The following is a 21049-nucleotide window of genomic DNA, read 5'->3' as shown; positions in this document are numbered from 1 at the left end:
TTAGTTAAAATTTTCTTAAAAACAAAGTATTATTTCCCCGGGTGTTGAAATTTTTTGTACTTTAGTTTTGCATAAAAACTAAATATAATACCTTATGGAAAAGAAAAACTCAAAAAAACCGTTCTTTGCTTCGTTTTTAGAAAAACAGATCAATGATCCTGAGAAAATTCAGGGAGGTGGAATTACTACACCTACCACAGATATTCTTACCGTGCCGGAAAGAGATACGGTTACCACATCACCATTTCTTGACAACGCAACAACGCCTTTAAAAGATCAGGTCGTAACAATGAAGTATCCGTCTGATAGTGATGAGTCTGGAGAATTGGATATTTTGTAATCAGAGTTACAACAGAAAACATTAACCAAAACTAAATTATTATGAAAAACAAAGATTCAAAAAAGAAGCCTTTTTTTGCCTCATTTTTAGAAAAGCAGCTTAAAGATCCTGAAACTGTAAAAGGAGGAGATACAGGTATCATCACAAGCAGCTTGCAGGACCAGATTACCAAACCATCTATTGATGTGGTAACCTCTCCTAAGGATGATATGATGCACACGCTGAAATATCCATCTGACGGTGATGACGATGCTCCAACTATTCCATTAGACTAAGCGTGAAAATATTAATCGTATTAATACAATCCTCAAAGGAAACTTACCACTAAGTTTCCTTTTTTAATAAAAACAGGCAAATGATTCTCTGCATCACCCACTCAAAGGATTTCTACAATATTGATATTTTTTTTGAATATCTTGCTTCTAAAAATATTCCTTATTTCAGGCTGAATTCAGACCATATGAACCATTTCCAGAAAATCAGCGTGAATGAGCATTCATTTGAACTGACTGATGAATCCGGTAATACCATTCATTCAAAAGATATCAAAGGTATCTGGCACAGAAAAGCATGGGGAATAAGCGTTCCTGAAGAACTGGATGAAGATTACAAAAAAGTATTCCTGGGCGGATACGGAAATCTCCGTTATAACCTGATTACCATTTTGGAAGATATTCCGTGGATCAATCCTTATGAAAATGAAAGAAAGATTGACGGCAATAAAATGCTTCAGCTGAAACTGGCCGGTAAAAATCATTTAACCGTTCCTGAAACTCTTTTTTCCAATGATGAAGAAAAAATAATGGCCTTCTTTCATGAATTCTGTAATGGAAAAGCAGTGGCAAAGCTTCACAGCCTGACTGCAAAAACCATGAACGGGGAGAATCTTATCTCAACCATGATCATTGAAGAAGATACACTGGAACATCTTTCAGACATTGCCTACTGTCCGATGATTTTCCAGCCGTATATTGATAAAGAATATGAACTAAGAATTGTTTATATAGCCGGAGAATTTTTTGCCGGAAAGATCAATAACAGTGAAAATGCAGACTGGAGGCTGGCCCGGGGAAATTATGCCTGGTCGGCCTATGAGCTTCCCGAAAATGTTAAAACCGGTCTTGCTTCCATGATGAAAGAAATGGGGCTTTACATTGGAGCTATTGACATGATTAAAGGAAAAGACGGGGAATATTATTTCCTGGAAGTAAATCCTCAGGGAGAATGGGGAATGCTTCAGAAAGAACTGGGATTTCCCATCGCAGAAAGAATTGCCGATAACCTTATAAAAAGAATTAATATCCATGAATAAAATACTAATTATTACCCACACTCAAGATAATTTTTCAATCGAAAAAGTAACAGAATACATAGAAAAAAATAGCTGTGAAGTCATCCGTTTTGATGTAGATTTATATCCAATATACAATAAATTGTCCACTATTTTCCAGGACGGAGAATGGGTAAGTATTCTAGAGACTAAAGAAGCACAGTACCGCCTTGATGATATTGCTGCCGTTTGGTACAGAAGAGCTTACAACATCGGAAACGGCGTGAAAGAAGAAATGGATAAAAAATTCTATGGTGCGGCAATGGGCGAGATCCGAAACACGCTTTTTGGGTTTATAGAATCTGTAGATGCTTATGCATTGGGAAAACCTGGGATTTACAGAAGACTGGACAGCAAAGAAGAGCAGTTGAAAATTGCTGTTAAATTAGGTCTTAAAATTCCGGAAACCTGCCTGACGAATAATCCTGAAGAAGCAAGACAGTTTATCCTCAGGCACAAGAATGTGGTGGCAAAAATGCAGACCGGCTTCGCCATCTATGAAGACGGGGTAGAAAGTGTGGTTTTTACCAATGTTGTGAGTGAAGACAAGCTTGAAGAACTGGATTCACTGGTATATTGCCCGATGCAGTTCCAGAAAAAGATCGAAAAGAAAAAAGAATTACGGGTTACCATTGTAGGACGGGATGTATATGCTTTTGAAATAGATTCCCAACAGTCTGAAGATGCCAAAGTAGACTGGAGAAAAGACGGAGTCAATCTTTTAACCAAATGGGTCAGAACAGAACTTCCTGCCGACGTAGAAGCAAAACTTCTGGAACTTCTGGATGTTTATAATGTAGACTACGGAGCTATAGACATTATTGTTTCTCCTGAAGACGAATATTATTTTATAGAAATAAATGCTGCAGGAGAGTTTTTCTGGCTGGATAATTTAACGGAAGATAACCTGATTTCCAAAAGTATTGCAGACATACTTTGCGACAAAGCCCCAAGAAGAAACAATATGGTTATGGCTTGAAATTAACAGGAATTTTTAACTATAAAAGGCACAAAAGATTAAAAATGACTTAGTTTTTGTGCTTTTTTGGTTTAGATGGGTCTATACTTTGAACCACCCCGTCAAAAATTCTATGAATTTTCGCCACCCCTCCAAGGGATGGGAATTCTGATCCGACTAATATCTGTCATTTCTAAAGCTTTTATTTTCTCAGGAATCTAAAAAATCTTCTTTTTTAGTACTTTTTGACTGAAAATAACTCAAGTTTCAAAAACTTTTATGAGTAAAATCTTTTAAAGTCTTTCAAAATAATAATATTGGTTAAATTAAGTGGAATTCTGCTTTAAAAATTGCAAATTTGCATAAGCAGTTTTTCAGAAAATCCATACAGGAAAATGAAGAATTGCCGGATAGGAAATATTGTTATATTTTAGTCAGCAATCAAGTAAATAATTAATGATTTTTGTAACGGGTGCAACCGGAATCCTGGGAAGGGTGATCGTTTTGGAACTTCTTAAAAAAGGGAAAAACGTGCGTGCCTCCAAAAGACCGGGCAGCAATTTAAACGATGTAAGGCATTCTTACAGCTTCTACACAGAGAATCCTGATGATTTTTTTAATAAAATCGATTGGGTAGACGTAGATTTTGACGATCTTGATTCTCTTCAGAATGCATTAAAAGATGTAGACGAGGTTTATCACTGTGCTGCAAAAGTAAGCTTCCATCCTCATGATGAAAAAGAAATGTACCATACCAACGTAAAAGGTACAGAAAATCTGCTGTTTGCATGTGAAGGTTCAGAAGTGAAAAAATTTCTGCACGTAAGTACCATTGCTGTGCTTGATATTTTCAATGAAAATGGAGAACTGGACGAAAATTCAGAATTTAATTCCAAAGAAGAGCATTCTGCCTATGCCATTTCCAAGCACCTTGCTGAAATGGAAGTTTGGAGAGCATCTGCTGAAGGACTGAACACTATAATTGTAAACCCCGGAATGATTATCGGAAGTGGAAACTGGGGCCAGAGCAGTGGAGATATTTTCCCTACTTTTGAAAAAAATGGCTTTACATTTTCCGGTGGAACAAGTTATGTGGATGTTAGGGATGCTGCTGAAATCTCTATTGAACTTATGGAAAAAAATGCTTTCGGAGAACGTTTTATTCTTATTGCCGAAAATAAAAGATATGCAGACCTTGGAAAACAAATCCGGTCACAGCTTAAGCTGAAAGAAGCAAAAATCCTTACAAAATCTCAACTGAAGATGGGAAGACTTGCCAATATCCTTTTTGGATGGCTGATTCCAAAACTGAGGATTATTACAAAATCCAATATTGAATCCATATCAACTCTCAACACTATTTCCAATCAAAAAATTAAAGAAAAGCTTGACTGTCAATTTATTCCCGTAAAGGAAAGCGTTGATTTTCATCTTAAAAATTATATTAACGACAAAAAGCTGAATTCATGAATCTTGCAGCAGCAATTATCCTTAAAAATGTAGAAAAACATCCGGTAAAATCAGCAATAGGCTTTAAAAAGAAAGATGAGGCCTGGAAAGAGCTGAGCTGGAAAAAATTCGGTGAAATTGTTTTTAAAACTGCAAATGCACTGAAAAATGCAGGAATTCAGGAAAATGATAAAGTCGCCATTTATTCAGATAATTCCTCTGAATGGATGATCTTTGATCTTGCTTCAATGGCAATCGGGGCAATCACGGTTCCTATTTATTCTACGAACAATGCAGAGCAGGCGGAATATATCATGAATGATTCTTCTGCAAAGGCAGTACTTGTGGGAAGTCAGGAGCAGTATGACGCCTGTCTGGATATTTTGCAGAAAGAAGAAAACCAGCTGGAAACTATTATTGTTTCTAAAAAAGCGGTTTGGATCAAGAAAGAATTCAATAGCTTTTACCTTGAAGATTTTATTGCAAAATCCTCTCCTAAGTTAGAGATCTGCAATAAGGAATATGATGATACGGCTACACTGATCTATACCTCCGGAACTACAGGAACTCCCAAAGGGGTAATGCTTACGCATGGAAATTTCATCAAAGCCTTTGATTCCCACTTTGAGTTTTTTAAATTTAAAAACTTTGAAGAAGAGTTGTCGCTGGCATTTCTTCCACTTACCCATGTTTTTGAAAGAAGCTGGAGCCTGCTTTGCCTGTATGGTGGAGCAAGAGTGTATTTCCTGGAAGATCCTAAGAATATTGCCAGAGCTTTGGAAGAAGTGAAGCCTACGATGATGTGTGCAGTGCCAAGGTTTTTTCAGAAAGTATATGCCGGAGTTTTAGAAAAAGCGGAAGAAGGATCATCCACGAAGAAAAAAATCTTCGACTGGGCGTTGGCAACAGGATGGCAGGCTGCAGAACTGAGAAGAAACGAAAGGCCAATTCCTTTCAGGTTGAAACTCAAAGAATCTGTTGCTGATATGTTGGTTTTTAGTAAGATCAAAGAAAGAATGGGCGGAAGACTGTGGTTTTTACCCTGTGGAGGAGCATCGCTGTCACCTGAAGTTACAAAATTCTTTGATTCAGTAGGCATCCATATCACAGTAGGCTATGGACTTACAGAGACTACAGCTACGCTTACACTTTTTCCGTTAACTCATTTTGAACACGGAACCAGTGGAAAACCTTTACCGGGAGTAGAAGTTCGTATTGGTGAAGGCGATGAGATCCAGGCCAAAGGAAATGGAATTATGAAAGGCTACTATAATAAGCCGGAAGAAACACAGAAGGTTTTTACAGAAGACGGATGGTTCAAAACCGGAGATGCCGGAAAATTTGATGATAAAGGAAACCTGATCATTACAGACAGGATTAAAGATCTGATGAAAACGTCCAATGGAAAATATGTGGCACCACAGCAGATTGAAAATCTTCTTACCAATAATAATTTTATCCAGCAGATTATGCTTGTAGCAGAGGGGAGGCAGTTTGTTTCAGCCCTTATTGTTCCGAATTTTGAGTTTCTGCAGGATTTTATGAAGAAAAATAATATTCCTTTTACCAATTGGGAAACAGTAGTGGAGGATGAGAAGATTATTACTTTGTACAAAGAAAAAGTCAAAGAACTGCAGGTTCATCTGGCAGATTATGAAAAAGTAAAAAAGTTCACATTAATGCCGGCTGAATTCGATATCAATACCGGAGAAATTACACCAACTTTAAAGGTCAAAAGAAATGTGGTTCTTAAAAAATATGCAGATATTATAGAAAAAATGTATTAAAATAGAGCTTTGATCATTGAGCTTTATCATTTGAATTAAATTATGACGACACAAGAATTTCTAGGAAAACAAAATTTCAATATTCATACCCGGACAGTTTCGGAAAGCTGCCCGTCCAATATTGCCCTGATTAAATACTGGGGTAAATATGATAACCAGATTCCCGCAAACCCAAGCATCAGCTATACCTTGAATCATTGCAAAACAAATACTTCAATGGAGTTTTTGGCAGATGAATCCTTTTCTGTACAGACTTTTTTGGCAGGAAATGAGGAAGTGAAGTTCGCTGAAAAAATAGAAAAATATTTCAAAAACATAGAACAATATCTTCCGTGGATATTGAAAGGAAAATATATCATCAGAACCGAAAATACTTTCCCTCACAGCTCCGGAATTGCAAGTTCTGCTTCGGGATTTGGAGCTATAGCTAAATGCCTGATGAAACTGGATGAAAAATTTTCAGGAAACTCATCTGAAGACGAATCATTAAGAAAAGCATCATTTTTAGCGAGATTGGGAAGCGGAAGCGCATGCAGAAGTTTGTATAACGGGCTGGTTGTCTGGGGAACTTCAGATGAGGTGGAAGGAAGCTCAGATTTATTTGCCGTAAAATATCCGGATGCTGATATTCACGAGATATTCAAAAATTTTAATGATTGGGTTTTATTGATCCATGAAGGCCAGAAGAGTGTTTCTTCAACTGTGGGACATGGTCTGATGAACACCAATCCATATGCGGAAAGAAGATTCCAGGAAGCAAGAGAAAATTTTGTTCCGATGAAAGAAATTCTTAAAAGCGGTGATATGGAAAGTTTTATTAAGTTGGTGGAACATGAGGCACTTACACTTCATGCGATGATGATGATGAGCGACCCAGCTTTTATCCTTATGAAAACAGGAACGCTGGAGGTGATCAATAAGATCTGGGATTTCAGAAGAGAAACAGGTCTTCCGCTGTTCTTCACGTTAGATGCCGGAGCTAATGTCCATCTCCTGTTTCCCCACAACGGATCTGAAGATAAAATTAAAACATTCATTGAAACGGAATTACTGCAGCATACTCAAAAAAATGGAGTAGTAAAGGATATGATGAAGTTTTAAGGATAAAAAAGATACTACATTTTTCGCTCCAATAAAACATAAACATCCGCGTAATCTGCTAAATCTGCGAGAGTCTTTTTACGCTCGCAGATTTAGCAGATTACGCAGATTCTTTTTTGAGGTAGAATCTTATTCGTCTTTTATTGAAAAGGTGCGTTCAGGAAATCATTTAAGGGTTTCATCAGCTTAAAAATCTTAGTCATGTTTTTTATGGCACTTTTGTCCAGAACTTCCTCGTCTTTCAGATTATAGACCACAATAAAATTCTTTAATTTCAAATATTCACCCATAGGATCTTCCTTTTCAAAGCCCTGAGGGATTTTTTTAAGCTTGTCGTCCTGGTCAAGCTCCGGAAAATGCTTTTTAAACTCCTTTTGGTTGATGATCTTAAGGAAATCATCGCCATACAGAGAAATCTCTTTCCTTACTTCTTTCAGAACAGAAGATTCGGGCATATAAATTCCACCGGCTAGGAAAGATTTTCCCGGTTCCATATGAAGATAATAGCCACCTTTCTGGCTTCCTTTGCCCATGCCGAGAGATGCTCCAAAATTGGTTTTGTACGGAGATTTATCTTTTGAGAACCTTGTATCTCTGTAAATTCTGAACAGTGATTTTTTACCATCAATTTTCCCTAATTCTTCATCAAAAGCGGACATTTCTTTGATCAGCCCTTCAAGGAAGGCAATAACATTTTCCTGTGATTCTGTATAAGCAGCTTTATTTTCAGTAAACCACTCACGGTTATTATTAGCGGTAAGATTTTTTAAAAAGGTCAGCGTTTCTGGCTTTATATTATTCATGTTTTTAAAAGTTTACTTTGATGTGTGATTCAATTTATTTAACCAAGTTAAAGAATAAACTTATGCTGACCAAAATTACGTAAACCTTAATCGGTAAATAATATTTTCCGAAGTTTAAAAAATAATTTTAATTTTAAAATAGCCTGAAAATTTTGCATAAATGAAATTTAGTTGTCTGATTAATAAATCTCTAACAAGTATTATGGCTAAAGGAAATAATACGATTAGACAGATGAAGGTTTTTCGGATGAAAATTTACGGTGAATAGTGTTATTCTGGAAAATTCATAAATAATACAGAAAAAATCAATCCAATTTAATAAAAAAAAATAATGTTTAACATGTTTTTAACGCAAGCCATGTTTTTTTGGATTTAATTTTTTAAAAATTAAAAAAATATTAAAGGATTCTGAATTAAAGTTTACATATTTAAAACTTTATTCAAAAACAAATCAAATATTTATTGTATCTTTGCAAAAATTTTAAAATATTTAATGAATTTATTTACGGAGTCCAATTTAAGTCCTGACATTCTTAAGGCAATTGGCGAACTGGGTTACGAAAGCCCGACAGAAATCCAAAAACAGACTATCCCTTTCATTCTTTCAGATATTCGCGATTTGATCGCACTTGCGCAGACAGGGACAGGCAAAACAGCAGCGTTTTCGCTTCCGATTTTGGATATGATTGACGAAACGAGTCGCAAAATCCAATTATTGGTGCTTTGTCCGACACGGGAATTATGTCTTCAGATTTCTAAAGACATAAAAAATTATTCCAAATATATGAAAGACATCAAAACCACGGCGGTTTACGGTGGAAGCAGTATTATGGATCAGATTCGTTCTTTAAAGGAAAAACCGCAGATTATTGTAGGTACTCCGGGAAGAGTGATCGACCTTATCAACAGAAAAGCACTTGATTTTTCTGCAATTCATTGGTTAGTTTTAGACGAAGCTGATGAAATGCTTTCTATGGGTTTCAAAGATGAGTTGGAAACAATTCTTAGCGAAACACCGGATACAAAGCAGACTTTCCTATTCTCGGCAACGATGAATAAAGAAGTGGAGAGAATTTCTAAAAATTATCTTACCAACCCGCACCGTATTTCTGTAGGTTCTATTAACGAGGTTAAAAAGAACATTAAGCATGAATACTATGTAGTAGGGTACCGTCAGAAAAAAGAAGCTCTTAAAAGACTTATTGATGCGAATCCTAACCAGTATTCCATCATTTTCTGCAGAACAAGAATGGAAACTCAGGAAGTTGCCGATTTCTTAATGCAGAACGGTTATGCAGCTGATGCGCTTCACGGAGATCTTTCTCAGGCGCAGAGAGATACGGTAATGAAGAAATTCAGACTTAAAAACATTGATATCCTTGTAGCGACAGACGTTGCAGCAAGAGGACTGGATGTAAACTCCTTAACTCACGTGATCCATTTCTCTTTACCTGATGATCCGGAAGTATTCGTTCACAGAAGCGGAAGAACCGGTAGAGCAGGAAAAGACGGTATCTCAATGGCATTAATCAAGCCTGAAGAGAGCAGAAAACTTAAACAGATCAAATCTGCAACGAAAATTGAAATCAACGAAAGGTTTATTCCTACAGGTGATGATATTATCAAGGCTCAGGTTGGAGGTGTTTTTGAAAAACTATTTACAGAGCACGAAGAAGATATATTTGAATTTGACGACAGTCTGATTCCGGATCTGAGCAACTTTACAAAAGAAGAGCTTGTACACAAGCTATTACAGTTCCAGTTGAAAGATCTTGCCCTATACTACAAAGATAAGCATGATCTTGCTGAGCAGAAACTGAGCAGCAGAGATGATGATTATTCAAGAAGAGACAGAGGACGCGACAGAGACAGAGATAGAGGAAGAGACCGTGACCGTGACAGAGGAAGAGACCGTGGAGGAAAGCCTAGAAGAAAGGACGAAAACATGGTAAGATTCTTCTTCAACCTGGGGAAAAAAGATCAGTTGAAAAAGCTTGATGTATTGGATATCATCAATAAAGCTACAGCCGGGAAAAGCAAAAAAAGAGCAGAAATCGGTGATATTGAAATTTTAGAAAAATTCTCTTTCTTTGAAGTTGAAAAATCATTCCAGGAAAATGTAATGAGTAATATTCCTTCAATGAAATTCAGAGGAAAAGAAATGAGAGCTGAAGTAGCAAACTAAGGCACCTCAAGATATATTAAAACCGGCTTTTGGCCGGTTTTTTTATTTGATAATCAAGTGTTAACCGAATGTTAACAAAACTTAATGTTATATTGTTTCAGGGCAAATCCTTTTTTAAGAAATTTGCACAAAATTATAAATACATACAAATGGGAATTGGTAATATTTTCCACGCTTTTCAACCAAAAGATAAAATTTTCTTTGTACTTTTTGAAAAAGTAACTGAAAATCTAGTTGCAATGTCTGAAGACTTTAACAACGGTATCAGAGATTTCGATCTTAACGACGATACGATGTTAAAAAGAATGAGTGACTATGAGCACAAAAATGACGAACTTACACATGAGATCTTTGTTGAATTAGGAAAAAACTTCATTACACCGTTCGACCGTGAGGATATCCACACACTGGCTACAGGCCTTGATGATATCGCGGATTATATCTATGCTTCTACAAAATACATTTTCTTATACAAATCGCCTGAAATGAAGGCTTATTCAGATTTTTCATTACTGATCCACAAAGCTTGTCTTGAGATCCAGAATGCAATGAAAAACCTTAAAGGATTCAAAAACATGGATCAGGTAAAAGAAGCATGTATCAAAGTAAACTCTATTGAAAATATTGCAGATGACCTTCTTTCCAATTCAATGGTAGATTTGTTTGAAACCAACGATGCAATTAACATTATCAAAGTTTCATCCGTACTTAATTATCTTGAAATAGTAACTGACAAAGCAGAAGATGTTGCCAATACGATTGAGAACATCATGATCAAATACGCTTAAAACAATTATAACTCACAGAAATGGAATTTCCGATTTTACTTACGGTTATTATTGCTTTAGCTTTAATTTTCGATTATATTAATGGTTTTCATGACGCAGCCAACTCAATTGCAACCATTGTCTCCACTAAGGTTCTTACCCCTTTTCAGGCAGTACTTTGGGCAGCACTCTGGAACTTTGCAGCTTTCTTCATTGCAGCTTATATCATTGGAGAATTCAAGATTGGTAATACCATTGCCAAAACCGTTAATGAGAATTTTATCAACCTTGAAGTTATATTTTCAGGTCTCGTAGCAGCTATTGCTTGGAACCTTCTGACATGGTGGTTTGGAATTCCTTCCTCATCATCCCATACCTTGATTGGAGGGTTTTTAGGGGCGGCCCTTATGCACGCTTTTATGATGGACTATCATGATGTGGCAGCAGCACAACCAGGCTTAGGCTTTTTTGAAACATGCAAACATGCTTTCCATCAGGTAACAACACAAAGTGTTGTGAAGTTTGATAAAGTAATTCCTATTTTCCTGTTCATTTTTATGGCTCCGATAATAGGGATGGTGATCTCAATTATTATTACATTGATAATTGTTCACCTTTATAAAAAATCAAATCCGCACAAGGCAGATCAGTCTTTCAAAAGATTACAGTTAGCTTCATCAGCCTTATTCAGCTTGGGACACGGTCTGAATGATGCCCAGAAAGTAATGGGGATCATCGGGGCTGCATTGATCTATTATCATGTTGAAATGCTGCATGATCCGATATATCTAGCCATTCCTTCAGCGGGCCGTTTTGATTATTTTGCAGAACATTATCTTTGGGTTCCTTTAGTTTCGTTCTTGGCAATTGGTTTAGGAACGATGAGTGGAGGATGGAAAATCATTAAAACGATGGGGACCAAAATTACCAAAGTAACTTCTCTTGAGGGAGTAAGTGCAGAAACTGCAGGAGCAATTACATTGTTCATTACAGATCACTTTGGTATTCCGGTATCTACAACTCATACAATCACAGGTTCTATTATCGGGGTTGGTTTAACGAAAAGAGTATCAGCCGTAAGATGGGGAATCACTGTAAGCCTTCTTTGGGCTTGGGTATTAACGATTCCTATTTCAGCAATTGTTGCAGGAATTACTTATCTTTTGGTAATGTTCCTGTCCTAATTTAAAAATTGAAATACATAATATAAACTTTGTCCTTCAGGGCAAAGTTTTTTGTTTTATAAAGCCTCGAAAAATTGTATTTTTGTTCAAATTAAAAGATTTTATGGAATTTTTAGACAGATACCAGCAGATTGTTGCTGAAGCCATTACGAAGTACACTTTTAAAGACAAACCTGTGGAGCTCTATGATCCGATGAACTACATCATTTCCCACGGAGGAAAGCGTCTTCGTCCGATTATGGTACTGATGGCATGTGATCTGTTCGGTGGTGACCTTCAGCAGGCTATAAAACCAGCACTGGCTATTGAATTTTTCCATAATTTCACGCTTATTCATGACGATATTATGGATGAAGCTCCGCTAAGAAGAAATAAACCTACAATCCATACCCTTCATGGAATCAATGTCGGAATTCTTTCCGGTGATGCCTTAATGCTGAAGGCTTATAAATTTTTTGAAGATCTTGAACCTGAAATTTTTAAAGCCTGCATCAGAATCTTTACCCATACAGGCCTTCTTTTATGTGAAGGACAGCAGTATGACATCAACTTTGAGACGCAGGAGAATGTAACCTATGATGATTACATTCGAATGATTACTTATAAAACAGGGGTTCTTAGCGCATCTTCGTTTGAAATAGGAGCGCTTATTGCAAAAGCTAATTTTAAAGATGCAAAAGCTATTTTCAATTTCGGAAAACATATTGGTATCGCTTTCCAGATCATGGATGATTATCTTGATGTATTTGGAGATCAGGCTCAGTTTGGAAAGAAACATGCCGGAGATATTTACGAAAACAAAAAAACAGTTCTTTATCTTTTAGCCAGAGAACACGGAACAGAAGAAGAAAGAAAAGAGCTGGATCACTGGTATGGTAAGAAAACCGACAATATTGACAAAGTATACGGTGTTGAAAAGATCTTCAGAAGAACCAAAGTAGACGAAAAAGCATTACGATTAATTGAAAAACATAACGAAATCGGACAGGCCTATCTGGAAAAAATCAATATTCCTGAAGAAAAGAAAAAACCTTTCATAGAACTGGCTAATTATCTGTTGAGAAGAGAGAGCTAATAAGATGATAGGTAGAAGGCTGCAGGTCTTCTGATTCAACGGTTAGTTGCTACCTGCTACCTATTATCTGCCACCTAAAAAATGAAATTCAGAACTGAAGTAAACATTCCGCAATCAGAAAAAAAGATTGATATTGAAGATAAAATATTTTCAATAGGATCCTGTTTTGCTTCGGAAATGACAGATTTGCTGAGGCAGGGACAGCTTCAGACGGTCAATAATCCTTTTGGGACTATTTTTAATCCGTTCTCGATCAGTAATGCAGTTAAAAGGCTTCATGATTCCGAGTTTTATACAGAAGATGAACTGATTACTTTTAATGACGAATTTATGTCTCTGGATCATCACAGCAGTTTTGACAGGAGGTATATTCACCAGACTTTAGAAATAATAAATGCCGGAATAGAGGTGGGGAACAGGTTTCTTCAGGATGCCGGCTGGGTAATTATCACTTACGGAACTTCATTTATTTATGAATTTATCCCGAAGAAAAAACTGGCTGCCAACTGTCACAAAATCCCACAGAAGTTTTTCGAAAAAAGACTGCTTTCCCATCAGGAGCTTACAGATTCAATCTATAATACAGTTTTAAATCTGAAAGATATATGCCGGGACGATGTGCAGATCCTTTTTACCGTTTCACCGGTGCGGCATACTAAAGATGGTATGATTGAGAATCAATTGAGCAAATCCAAACTAATCACGGCTGTTCATGAGGTTGTTTCCCAGTTGGAAAACTGCCATTATCTTCCTGTTTATGAAATATTGATGGATGATCTGCGTGATTACCGTTTTTACAAGGAGGATATGATCCACCCGACATCGCAGGCTGTCAATTATATCTTTGATAAATTCGGGGAAGCTTATTTTTCAGATGATACAAAAAGCTTTATCAAAGAAAATTTTAAGATCAATAAGGCTCTGGAACACAGAACTGAGGACGAAAAGGATCCGAAATATATCGAATTCAGAGAAAAACTGAAGCAAAGAATCGAAGTCCAGAGGGAAAAAGTAAGACATAAAATATTTTTAAATGATTGATTTCACGAACATTGATTATCTGAAATCAGGAAATGAAAGACAGAAAAGAGCTTATGAAGTTCTTAAAAAATATAAGGTCTTTGAGAAGCTAAAACCCTATTCTCCGGTTCTGGCCGGAACAATTCCCATTGAAATTGATATTGAAAGCAGTGATCTGGATATTATTTGTGAAGTAGATCTTAAATTTGAAGAAGATTTTCTCGATGATATCATGTTCAGTCGGCTGATTCCTGCAGATGCTGATGTAAAGGTTGAAAATATTACCGTTAATGGAGAAAAAAGCATTGTGCTGAACTTTGTGCTGGAAGAATTTCCAATAGAGATTTTCGGACAGAACAAACCGGTGCTTGCACAGAATGCTTACCGTCATATGATGGCTGAATACAGAATATTAAAAAATAAAGGCGAAGATTTTAAACAAAAAATAATAGAACTGAAAAAACAGGGAATCAAGACTGAGCCGGCTTTTGGTCTGCTGATGAATCTGGAAAACCCTTATGAAGATCTGTTGAAATTTTAAGAAAATGATTGATACACATACCCATTTATATGCAGAGGAATTTGATGAAGACAGAAAAGAGGCAATTCAAAGAGCCATAGATAAAGGAATTACAAAATTCTATCTTCCTGCCATTGATTCGGAATCCCATGAAAAGATGCTGCAGCTGGAAACAGAATATCCCGGACAGATCATTTCTATGATGGGGCTTCACCCATGTTATGTAAAGCCTGAATCCTGGGAAAAAGAACTTGATATTGTTAAAAATTATCTGGATCAGAGAGATTTTCCTGCAATAGGAGAGATCGGAATTGATCTTTACTGGGATAAAACAACACTGGATATTCAGGTGAAGGCTTTTGAGCAGCAAATTGACTGGGCTATTGAAAAAGACCTTCCTATTGTGATCCATACAAGAGAAAGCTTTGATGAAACATTCGAGGTGCTTGAAAGAAAAAAACATCCGAAACTTCGTGGAATTTTTCATTGCTTTTCAGGAGATCTTCAGCAGGCGAAACATGCAATTGATCTCAATTTTATATTAGGAATAGGAGGGGTTGTTACCTTCAAAAACGGAAAGATAGATCAGTTCCTTAACGAAATTCCTCTGGATAAGATCGTGCTGGAAACAGACTCCCCTTATCTGGCTCCGGTTCCGCACAGAGGCAAAAGAAATGAAAGTTACTATCTTGATCTGGTAGCCGGAAAACTGGTGAATATTTATGGAAAGGATTTTTCGGAGATTGACAGGATAACTACAGAAAATGCAAACAAACTATTTGGTGTAAAAGGATAGAATTAAATATACTTTCGCTATAATTCCCGGCATATGAAAGTTTAAAGGACACACACCTGATGAAAATACCAAAAGAAATGAAATTTTATGGCTTTATAGGATTTCTTGGAGTCATTTTAGTATATATAACTGCCCAGTTTTATGTAAAATCACACCTTCCGGAGCTTGGCTGGACAGTGTCTGATTGGCTGATCAACTATGAAGACGGAGGATTTAAAAGGAGAGGGCTTTCAGGAAGTGTTTTGTTTTTTATTCAGGACCATTTAAAGATTCCGCTTAATACACAGATTTTTGCTATTCAGTCATTTTTCTTTATTCTTATTTTCTATTTTCTGACCCGCTTGCTGATGTCCAGAAAGTTGAATTGGGACATTTTGATATTGCTGTGTTCACCACTTTGCCTTTTGTTTATACCCGTTAATATTTTCAATTCAGGAAGAAAAGAAATTATTTTAATAACACTGATCCTGTTTTTTGTTTGCGGAAAACAGAGTGAATTAAAAAAGTATGTACTTTTCATAGGCTTTATTGTTGGACTGTTCCTTCATGAGCTGTTTTATTTCTACCTGCCATTTGTAGTGGCAGCTTATATTTTAAAAACCAATAAGGTTGATTTTAAATTTTTAGGAAGCTTATTTTTGTCTTCAACACTAGTCATTTTAATACTATTCTTTTGGGGTGGAGAAATTAATCAGGGCCAGTCTCTGGAACTTTTAAAACATCGGGGAATACAGTTTACCAGATTAAATATTTTCACTTACGATGTAGCTAAGGAGAGAAGAGGAATGGTCAATGCTTACCAGTCATACATACTGTTTGCCCTGGAATTGCTGTTTATGATATGGTTATCATTTGTTTTTGTTAGAAAGTATCTTCCTCAGCAGGTCAAAAACTTTAAAGTTTTCATTCTGATATCTCTGATCTGGGTCAGTCCCATTTACGTATTGGGAGCAGACTGGTTCCGCTGGAATCATATTTACGCTTTATTGCTTATCATCCTCATCATTACCGCTTTACAGACTAATGATAAAAAAAGACCTTACATAGAGGGGAGGCTAAATACTTCATTACTTGTAACAAATGCCCTTTTCTTCATTGTTTTTTATCTTCACATACAATATGACAGTTCAGGTAATTCATCAGCGTATCTGCTGCAGTATATTGAAAATAAACTGCCTTTCCTGAATTTCGATATATGATCTAAAAAAAGCTTCCCAATATTGAGAAGCTTTTTTTTATTTTTTTCTGGTAAAATTTTTATTCTTAGGTTTCTTGAACCCTGTAGTAGGAGTACTTCCTGCAGGTTTGTTATTCTTATTCTGAGGCTTTGGAGACCTTGAAGGCTTTCTCTCACCGCTGCCTGCTGCCATAGGCTTGTTATTGGAATCCCTTTTCTGAGCCACAAGATTATCAGTATGGAACGGGTGATCTTTTATAACAGGAATTTTCTTCCCGATCAGTTTTTCCGTATTTCTTAAGTTTAAGAGATCAAGACCGTCCACAAAGGAGATTGAAGATCCTTCAGCTCCAGCCCTTCCTGTTCTTCCGATTCTGTGAACGTATGTTTCAGAAACGTCGGAAAGTTCGAAATTGATTACATATTTCAGTTCATCAATGTCGATCCCTCTTGCAGCAATGTCTGTAGCGACCAGAATCCTTGTTTTTCCCGTCTTAAAATTATTCAGGGCATTCTGTCTCGCATTTTGTGATTTATTCCCGTGAATGGCTTCTGCTGAGATATTATCTTTCTGAAGTTTTCTTGCAATTTTATCAGCACCATGCTTCGTTCTGGAAAACACAAGCACAGAATCAGCAATATCATTTTTCAGGATATGAGAAAGAAGGTTCAGCTTGTTATCTTTTTCAACAAAATAAACCGATTGCTTGATCGTTTCTGCAGTGGAAGATACCGGTGTAACTTCTACCTTTACCGGGTTATTCAAAATAGAATCTGCCAGTTTTTGGATTTCAGAAGGCATTGTTGCCGAAAAGAACAGAGTCTGTCTTCTCTGTGGAAGAAGCTTGATAATTCTTTTTACATCATGTACGAAACCCATATCGAGCATCCTGTCTGCCTCGTCAAGAACAAAAATTTCAAGATTCTTTAAGCTGATGATTCCCTGAGCAATAAAATCAAGAAGTCTTCCGGGAGTTGCTACCAGAATATCTACACCTCTTTTTAACGCGGCCTCCTGGTTTCCCTGTTTTACACCTCCGAAAATAACAAGTTCCTTTAATGGAAGGTATTTTCCGTATGCATTGATATTTTCCTCGATCTGTATAGCCAGCTCTCTTGTCGGCGTTAAGATCAGGGCCTTTATATGATTATTTTTGGTATTATTTTTTGATAAATTCTGCAGGATAGGAATGGCAAACGCTGCCGTTTTTCCTGTTCCTGTCTGTGCGCATCCTAAAAAATCTCTGCCTTTTAAGATTTCAGGAATAGATCTTTCCTGAATGGGTGTTGGGTTGGTATATCCCTGTTCCTGAATTGCTTTTGCAATAGGTTCTATTAAGTTTAGGTCTGTAAAATTCAAATGAATGTTTTTAAAATTTAAAATAAAATTCCCTCAATGTGAAGGAATTATATGATGCAAAGGTAGTTTAAATATTTTTAGCAGATTATTTTACTTTTGCCCACTGCTGGTTATGTCTCAGTTCTTCAATGAATGTATAGACTTCTTTCAGCTTTGTGCTGCCACTTTTACCATAGTCTTCTACATTCTTGGAGCTTCCGTCTGTAAAATTAATTCTCAGATATGAAGTTGGAAGATCGGTAACATTTCTTGTTCCGTAATTGTCTTTCAGGCTTTTAACGTCAAGGGTGTTCAGTAGAGAAACCAGTTTGTTATAATCTGCTTCTTTTATTGTTCCCTTGAAAGTTCCTTCCCGTGGTTTTGAAAACTCTCCTTTTGAAAACTCTTTCGAAAAATTGAAATGTTCAGCCTCAAGTATAGCCGTTCTGTCCGGACTGATCGTCAATTTAAAGATAGGACATGAGCCAAAGCATGCACCTGCTTCATATTCAATTTTAGAATATTTTGAATCTGTTTTCTGTGTTGTACAGGAAAATAAGAATATAAATGTGCAAAGACTTAATATATATTTCATAATGGATGGTTTCCCTGATCTCTTTCAATAATTATTCCAAATACCTACATTTTCACTAAACTATTCTAAAGAAGAAACGCAGCAACCCTTAGTAAATGATAATCTTAAATGGACAGAGCTGTTATCCATTGATTCATAATACTTTGTTCTCTTTCTGTCTGTATTGTAATAAGAATAGCTTTTTATTTCCCCTTTATCAAAAAGTATTTTATTTTTGAAGAATAAAGGTTCCATATCATAAAGAATATTATTATTAAAACCCTTATCACTGTTGGTAATATCCAGCTCAATAATCCCTAAATTTGTTTTCCCTTTATCATTACGGATAAGGTGGTACTTATAATGGGTCAGATCATTTTCTGATTTTTTTTCAACCAGTTCCAGTATCTGATCGGTTTTTGCCTTTTTTCTTTTCTTTATATCGGCAATTTCAGATTCCAAAGGAATATCTCCTTTAAAATAATCGAAATTCCCCGGTCTGATATCCTTATTCTCATCCTTGATCAAGACAGGGAGAACCGGATTTGTGTTTTTATTTAAATTATAGATAACACCATTTCTGCTGTTGTTAAAAGACAGAACGGTAAGGTCAGCTCCATTGGTGTAATATTCAACAACTTCGTTTACCTCATTATTTGTATTGCGATCTGAAGTTTGATCATGGATAAATTTATACTTTAATCTGGTATCAAATTCATATCTGAAAAATGCTTTATTATGCAAAGGAGCAGGCTCATCCAGTCTGGAAATTTCCATGAACGAATCGCTGTCCTGAGCATAAGCCTGGGCAGGCAGAAGAAATGAAACAAAAATAACAGCAGGTGCTGTTATTTTTTTTATTGAGTGTGTCATTTTTTATCCGTGGAGTTTTTTCCAGATTGCATCTTTCAGTTCTACAAGGCCTTCTCCGGTGACGCCGGAGAAAAATAGCGGCTGTCTGTTTTCTGGGAATTCTTTGAAAATTTCATTTTTCAGTTCATCGTCCAGAAGATCGGATTTTGAAATAGAAACTAAGAAATCTTTATCCAGAAGTTCAGGGTTGTATTCTTTCAACTCGTTTTCCAGAATTTTAAATTCCTGGAAGTGGCCTTCGGAATCAGCCGGGATTAAGAACAGCAAAATGGAATTTCTTTCAATATGTCTTAAGAATCTGTGCCCTAAACCTTTTCCTTCAGCAGCACCTTCAATGATCCCCGGAATATCAGCCATTACAAAAGATTTGTAATTTCTGTAATCCACGATACCAAGATTAGGAGTCAGGGTTGTAAATGCATAATTGGCGATCTTAGGCTTCGCGGCAGAAACGGAGGCAAGAAGTGTAGATTTTCCTGCATTCGGGAAACCAACTAAACCTACATCGGCTAAGATTTTGAGCTCGAAAACAACGTAACCTTCCTCACCATCCATTCCGGGCTGAGCATACCTTGGAGTCTGGTTGGTGGAGGACTTGAAATGTTCGTTTCCTTTTCCTCCTTTTCCTCCCTGCATCAGAATGATTTCCTGCTTGTCTTCAAGAATTTCGCCGATAATTTCTCCGTCTTCATTTTTAGCAATGGTCCCAATTGGAACGTCAATATAAATATCATCGCCATCGGCTCCCGTCAGCTGGTTTTTGGCTCCGTTTTCCCCTCGGTCTGCTTTTATGTGGCGGGTGTATCGAAGCGGAAGTAAAGTCCATTCCTGAGCATTCCCTCTCATGATGACGTGCCCTCCGCGGCCACCGTCACCTCCGTCAGGACCTCCTTTAGGAATATATTTTTCACGGCGAAGGTGGGCAGAACCAGCACCTCCGTGTCCGCTTTTACAATGGATCTTTACGTAATCTACAAAGTTAGACATATAGTTTGTATTGCGGGTTGCAGGATATGGGTTCAAACTGGAATCCCATATCCCGGATCCCGATTATTTTATTTTTTCTACTTCAGCGAAAAGCTTTTGGGAAATTTCTTCAATTTCTCCTACACCATTTACTTCAACATATTTTCCCTGCTGCTTGTAAAGTTCGGCTACTTCTGCTGTTTTAGTATAATATTCTTTAATTCTGTTTTCAATGATCTCCACATTGCTGTCATCAGATCTTCCGCTGGTTTCTCCTCTTTTCAAAAGTCTTTCCACCAGAATTTTATCTTCCACCACTAATGAAAGGCAGATATCGATCTGGTCGTTCAGTTCTTCTTTTACAATTCTTTCCAGAGCTTCTGTCTGAGCAGTGGTTCTTGGATATCCGTCGAAGATAAATCCGTTGGTTTCCGTTGGTTTTCTGAGCTCATCGATCAGCATATCCGTTGTTACCTGATCCGGAACCAGTTCTCCCTTATCGATGTAAGATTTAGCCAGTTTTCCAAGCTCGGTATCATTTTTCATATTGTATCTGAAAAGATCACCTGTTGAAATCTGTTTCAAATTGAATTTTTCGATCAGGTTTTGAGCTTGTGTTCCTTTTCCACTTCCTGGAGGGCCGAACAGAACAATGTTTATCATAATGTTAAAGGGCTTTTGGCGATTGGCAGTTAGCTTCTGGCTTTTACCATTGGTCTAACCTGCTTTTAGCCTTTAGCGTTTTTAAGTTATTATTAAATTATTTCTTTATTTTACTTTTTAAGCTAAAAGCTATCAGCTAATA

At 36.7% G+C, this 21049-nt stretch carries 21 protein-coding genes; 15 read left to right on the top strand and 6 right to left on the bottom strand.

From position 1 onward, the window contains the following. Window positions 1-94: 94 nt before the first annotated feature. From ACQWU4_RS05310 to ACQWU4_RS05280, 7 genes are all read left to right on the top strand, one after another. Entirely contained in the window at window positions 95-340 is a 246-nt protein-coding gene (locus ACQWU4_RS05310) for a microviridin/marinostatin family tricyclic proteinase inhibitor (RefSeq protein WP_429934723.1), read from the top strand. A gap of 41 nt (window positions 341-381) precedes the next feature. Then, window positions 382-615: a microviridin/marinostatin family tricyclic proteinase inhibitor gene (locus ACQWU4_RS05305; RefSeq protein WP_429934722.1), complete on the top strand. Its 234-nt coding sequence runs from the start codon at window positions 382-384 to the stop codon at window positions 613-615. 80 nt (window positions 616-695) lie between these two features. Further along, on the top strand, window positions 696-1652 hold the full coding sequence (locus ACQWU4_RS05300; protein ID WP_429934721.1) for an MvdC/MvdD family ATP grasp protein: 957 nt from the start codon (window positions 696-698) through the stop codon (window positions 1650-1652). Next, complete coding sequence (locus tag ACQWU4_RS05295; protein WP_429934720.1) at window positions 1645-2649, top strand: MvdD family ATP-grasp ribosomal peptide maturase; 1005 nt, start codon at window positions 1645-1647, stop codon at window positions 2647-2649. Before ACQWU4_RS05300 ends, ACQWU4_RS05295 begins: the two co-directional genes overlap by 8 nt. Window positions 2650-3084: 435 nt before the next feature. Beyond that, window positions 3085-4098, top strand: coding sequence for an NAD-dependent epimerase/dehydratase family protein (locus tag ACQWU4_RS05290; RefSeq protein ID WP_429934719.1), 1014 nt, complete (start codon window positions 3085-3087; stop codon window positions 4096-4098). Next, on the top strand, window positions 4095-5864 hold the full coding sequence (locus ACQWU4_RS05285) for an AMP-dependent synthetase/ligase (protein WP_429934718.1): 1770 nt from the start codon (window positions 4095-4097) through the stop codon (window positions 5862-5864). The genes ACQWU4_RS05290 and ACQWU4_RS05285 overlap by 4 nt, the downstream gene beginning before the upstream one ends. A 42-nt stretch (window positions 5865-5906) precedes the next feature. Then, window positions 5907-6965, top strand: coding sequence for a diphosphomevalonate/mevalonate 3,5-bisphosphate decarboxylase family protein (locus ACQWU4_RS05280; protein WP_429934717.1), 1059 nt, complete (start codon window positions 5907-5909; stop codon window positions 6963-6965). Window positions 6966-7105: 140 nt separating this feature from the next. On the opposite strand, the gene ACQWU4_RS05275 is transcribed toward ACQWU4_RS05280, so the two are convergent. Next, window positions 7106-7768: a DUF2461 domain-containing protein gene (locus ACQWU4_RS05275; protein WP_429934716.1), complete on the bottom strand. Its 663-nt coding sequence runs from the start codon at window positions 7766-7768 to the stop codon at window positions 7106-7108. 493 nt (window positions 7769-8261) lie between these two features. Here ACQWU4_RS05275 and ACQWU4_RS05270 point away from each other — a divergent pair, with 493 nt between their 5' ends. From ACQWU4_RS05270 to ACQWU4_RS05235, 8 genes are all read left to right on the top strand, one after another. Then, window positions 8262-9953, top strand: coding sequence for a DEAD/DEAH box helicase (locus ACQWU4_RS05270; protein ID WP_429934715.1), 1692 nt, complete (start codon window positions 8262-8264; stop codon window positions 9951-9953). A 149-nt stretch (window positions 9954-10102) separates the two neighbouring features. Next, entirely contained in the window at window positions 10103-10741 is a 639-nt protein-coding gene (locus ACQWU4_RS05265; protein ID WP_034728903.1) for a DUF47 domain-containing protein, read from the top strand. A 20-nt stretch (window positions 10742-10761) separates the two neighbouring features. Beyond that, window positions 10762-11904: an inorganic phosphate transporter gene (locus ACQWU4_RS05260; protein ID WP_429934714.1), complete on the top strand. Its 1143-nt coding sequence runs from the start codon at window positions 10762-10764 to the stop codon at window positions 11902-11904. 103 nt (window positions 11905-12007) lie between these two features. Next, window positions 12008-12979, top strand: a complete 972-nt coding sequence (locus ACQWU4_RS05255) for a polyprenyl synthetase family protein (RefSeq protein WP_429934713.1) — start codon at window positions 12008-12010, stop codon at window positions 12977-12979. 81 nt (window positions 12980-13060) lie between these two features. Beyond that, window positions 13061-14020: a GSCFA domain-containing protein gene (locus ACQWU4_RS05250; protein ID WP_429934712.1), complete on the top strand. Its 960-nt coding sequence runs from the start codon at window positions 13061-13063 to the stop codon at window positions 14018-14020. Then, window positions 14013-14540 carry a DUF4269 domain-containing protein gene (locus ACQWU4_RS05245; RefSeq protein ID WP_429934711.1) on the top strand — a complete coding sequence of 176 codons (528 nt, stop codon included), beginning with the start codon at window positions 14013-14015 and terminating at the stop codon, window positions 14538-14540. Before ACQWU4_RS05250 ends, ACQWU4_RS05245 begins: the two co-directional genes overlap by 8 nt. Before the next feature lie 4 nt (window positions 14541-14544). Further along, window positions 14545-15315 (top strand): TatD family hydrolase, encoded by a 771-nt coding sequence (locus tag ACQWU4_RS05240; protein WP_429934710.1) that lies wholly within the window; start codon window positions 14545-14547, stop codon window positions 15313-15315. A 59-nt stretch (window positions 15316-15374) separates the two neighbouring features. Next, a complete protein-coding gene (locus tag ACQWU4_RS05235) occupies window positions 15375-16514 on the top strand; it encodes a hypothetical protein (RefSeq protein ID WP_429934709.1) in 1140 nt (379 codons plus the stop codon). A 36-nt stretch (window positions 16515-16550) separates the two neighbouring features. On the opposite strand, the gene ACQWU4_RS05230 is transcribed toward ACQWU4_RS05235, so the two are convergent. The 5 genes from ACQWU4_RS05230 to ACQWU4_RS05210 form a co-directional block, all read right to left on the bottom strand. Next, window positions 16551-17852, bottom strand: a complete 1302-nt coding sequence (locus ACQWU4_RS05230) for a DEAD/DEAH box helicase (RefSeq protein WP_429934708.1) — start codon at window positions 17850-17852, stop codon at window positions 16551-16553. 85 nt (window positions 17853-17937) lie between these two features. Continuing rightward, complete coding sequence (locus ACQWU4_RS05225; protein ID WP_429934707.1) at window positions 17938-18426, bottom strand: DUF6438 domain-containing protein; 489 nt, start codon at window positions 18424-18426, stop codon at window positions 17938-17940. A 60-nt stretch (window positions 18427-18486) separates the two neighbouring features. Continuing rightward, complete coding sequence (locus tag ACQWU4_RS05220) at window positions 18487-19278, bottom strand: hypothetical protein (RefSeq protein ID WP_429934706.1); 792 nt, start codon at window positions 19276-19278, stop codon at window positions 18487-18489. A 3-nt stretch (window positions 19279-19281) separates the two neighbouring features. Next, window positions 19282-20265: a GTPase ObgE gene (gene obgE, locus ACQWU4_RS05215; RefSeq protein ID WP_429934705.1), complete on the bottom strand. Its 984-nt coding sequence runs from the start codon at window positions 20263-20265 to the stop codon at window positions 19282-19284. A gap of 63 nt (window positions 20266-20328) precedes the next feature. Continuing rightward, entirely contained in the window at window positions 20329-20907 is a 579-nt protein-coding gene (locus tag ACQWU4_RS05210; RefSeq protein WP_429934704.1) for an adenylate kinase, read from the bottom strand. Between the last annotated feature and the right edge of the window lie 142 nt (window positions 20908-21049).

Origin of the sequence: Chryseobacterium sp. MIQD13, from assembly GCF_050496705.1 — a bacterium.
Taxonomy (GTDB): domain Bacteria; phylum Bacteroidota; class Bacteroidia; order Flavobacteriales; family Weeksellaceae; genus Chryseobacterium.
This window is presented reverse-complemented; position numbering and strand designations above follow the sequence as displayed.

What these genes read in the sequence shown, in the direction of transcription:
- ACQWU4_RS05310 (WP_429934723.1), top strand. Translation starts at nt 95, where the DNA reads ATGGAAAAGAAAAACTCAAAAAAACCGTTCTTTGCTTCGTTTTTAGAA.
- ACQWU4_RS05305 (WP_429934722.1), top strand. Translation starts at nt 382, where the DNA reads ATGAAAAACAAAGATTCAAAAAAGAAGCCTTTTTTTGCCTCATTTTTA.
- ACQWU4_RS05300 (WP_429934721.1), top strand. Translation starts at nt 696, where the DNA reads ATGATTCTCTGCATCACCCACTCAAAGGATTTCTACAATATTGATATT.
- ACQWU4_RS05295 (WP_429934720.1), top strand. Translation starts at nt 1,645, where the DNA reads ATGAATAAAATACTAATTATTACCCACACTCAAGATAATTTTTCAATC.
- ACQWU4_RS05290 (WP_429934719.1), top strand. Translation starts at nt 3,085, where the DNA reads ATGATTTTTGTAACGGGTGCAACCGGAATCCTGGGAAGGGTGATCGTT.
- ACQWU4_RS05285 (WP_429934718.1), top strand. Translation starts at nt 4,095, where the DNA reads ATGAATCTTGCAGCAGCAATTATCCTTAAAAATGTAGAAAAACATCCG.
- ACQWU4_RS05280 (WP_429934717.1), top strand. Translation starts at nt 5,907, where the DNA reads ATGACGACACAAGAATTTCTAGGAAAACAAAATTTCAATATTCATACC.
- ACQWU4_RS05275 (WP_429934716.1), bottom strand. Translation starts at nt 7,768, where the DNA reads ATGAATAATATAAAGCCAGAAACGCTGACCTTTTTAAAAAATCTTACC.
- ACQWU4_RS05270 (WP_429934715.1), top strand. Translation starts at nt 8,262, where the DNA reads ATGAATTTATTTACGGAGTCCAATTTAAGTCCTGACATTCTTAAGGCA.
- ACQWU4_RS05265 (WP_034728903.1), top strand. Translation starts at nt 10,103, where the DNA reads ATGGGAATTGGTAATATTTTCCACGCTTTTCAACCAAAAGATAAAATT.
- ACQWU4_RS05260 (WP_429934714.1), top strand. Translation starts at nt 10,762, where the DNA reads ATGGAATTTCCGATTTTACTTACGGTTATTATTGCTTTAGCTTTAATT.
- ACQWU4_RS05255 (WP_429934713.1), top strand. Translation starts at nt 12,008, where the DNA reads ATGGAATTTTTAGACAGATACCAGCAGATTGTTGCTGAAGCCATTACG.
- ACQWU4_RS05250 (WP_429934712.1), top strand. Translation starts at nt 13,061, where the DNA reads ATGAAATTCAGAACTGAAGTAAACATTCCGCAATCAGAAAAAAAGATT.
- ACQWU4_RS05245 (WP_429934711.1), top strand. Translation starts at nt 14,013, where the DNA reads ATGATTGATTTCACGAACATTGATTATCTGAAATCAGGAAATGAAAGA.
- ACQWU4_RS05240 (WP_429934710.1), top strand. Translation starts at nt 14,545, where the DNA reads ATGATTGATACACATACCCATTTATATGCAGAGGAATTTGATGAAGAC.
- ACQWU4_RS05235 (WP_429934709.1), top strand. Translation starts at nt 15,375, where the DNA reads ATGAAAATACCAAAAGAAATGAAATTTTATGGCTTTATAGGATTTCTT.
- ACQWU4_RS05225 (WP_429934707.1), bottom strand. Translation starts at nt 18,426, where the DNA reads ATGAAATATATATTAAGTCTTTGCACATTTATATTCTTATTTTCCTGT.
- ACQWU4_RS05220 (WP_429934706.1), bottom strand. Translation starts at nt 19,278, where the DNA reads ATGACACACTCAATAAAAAAAATAACAGCACCTGCTGTTATTTTTGTT.
- obgE (WP_429934705.1), bottom strand. Translation starts at nt 20,265, where the DNA reads ATGTCTAACTTTGTAGATTACGTAAAGATCCATTGTAAAAGCGGACAC.
- ACQWU4_RS05210 (WP_429934704.1), bottom strand. Translation starts at nt 20,907, where the DNA reads ATGATAAACATTGTTCTGTTCGGCCCTCCAGGAAGTGGAAAAGGAACA.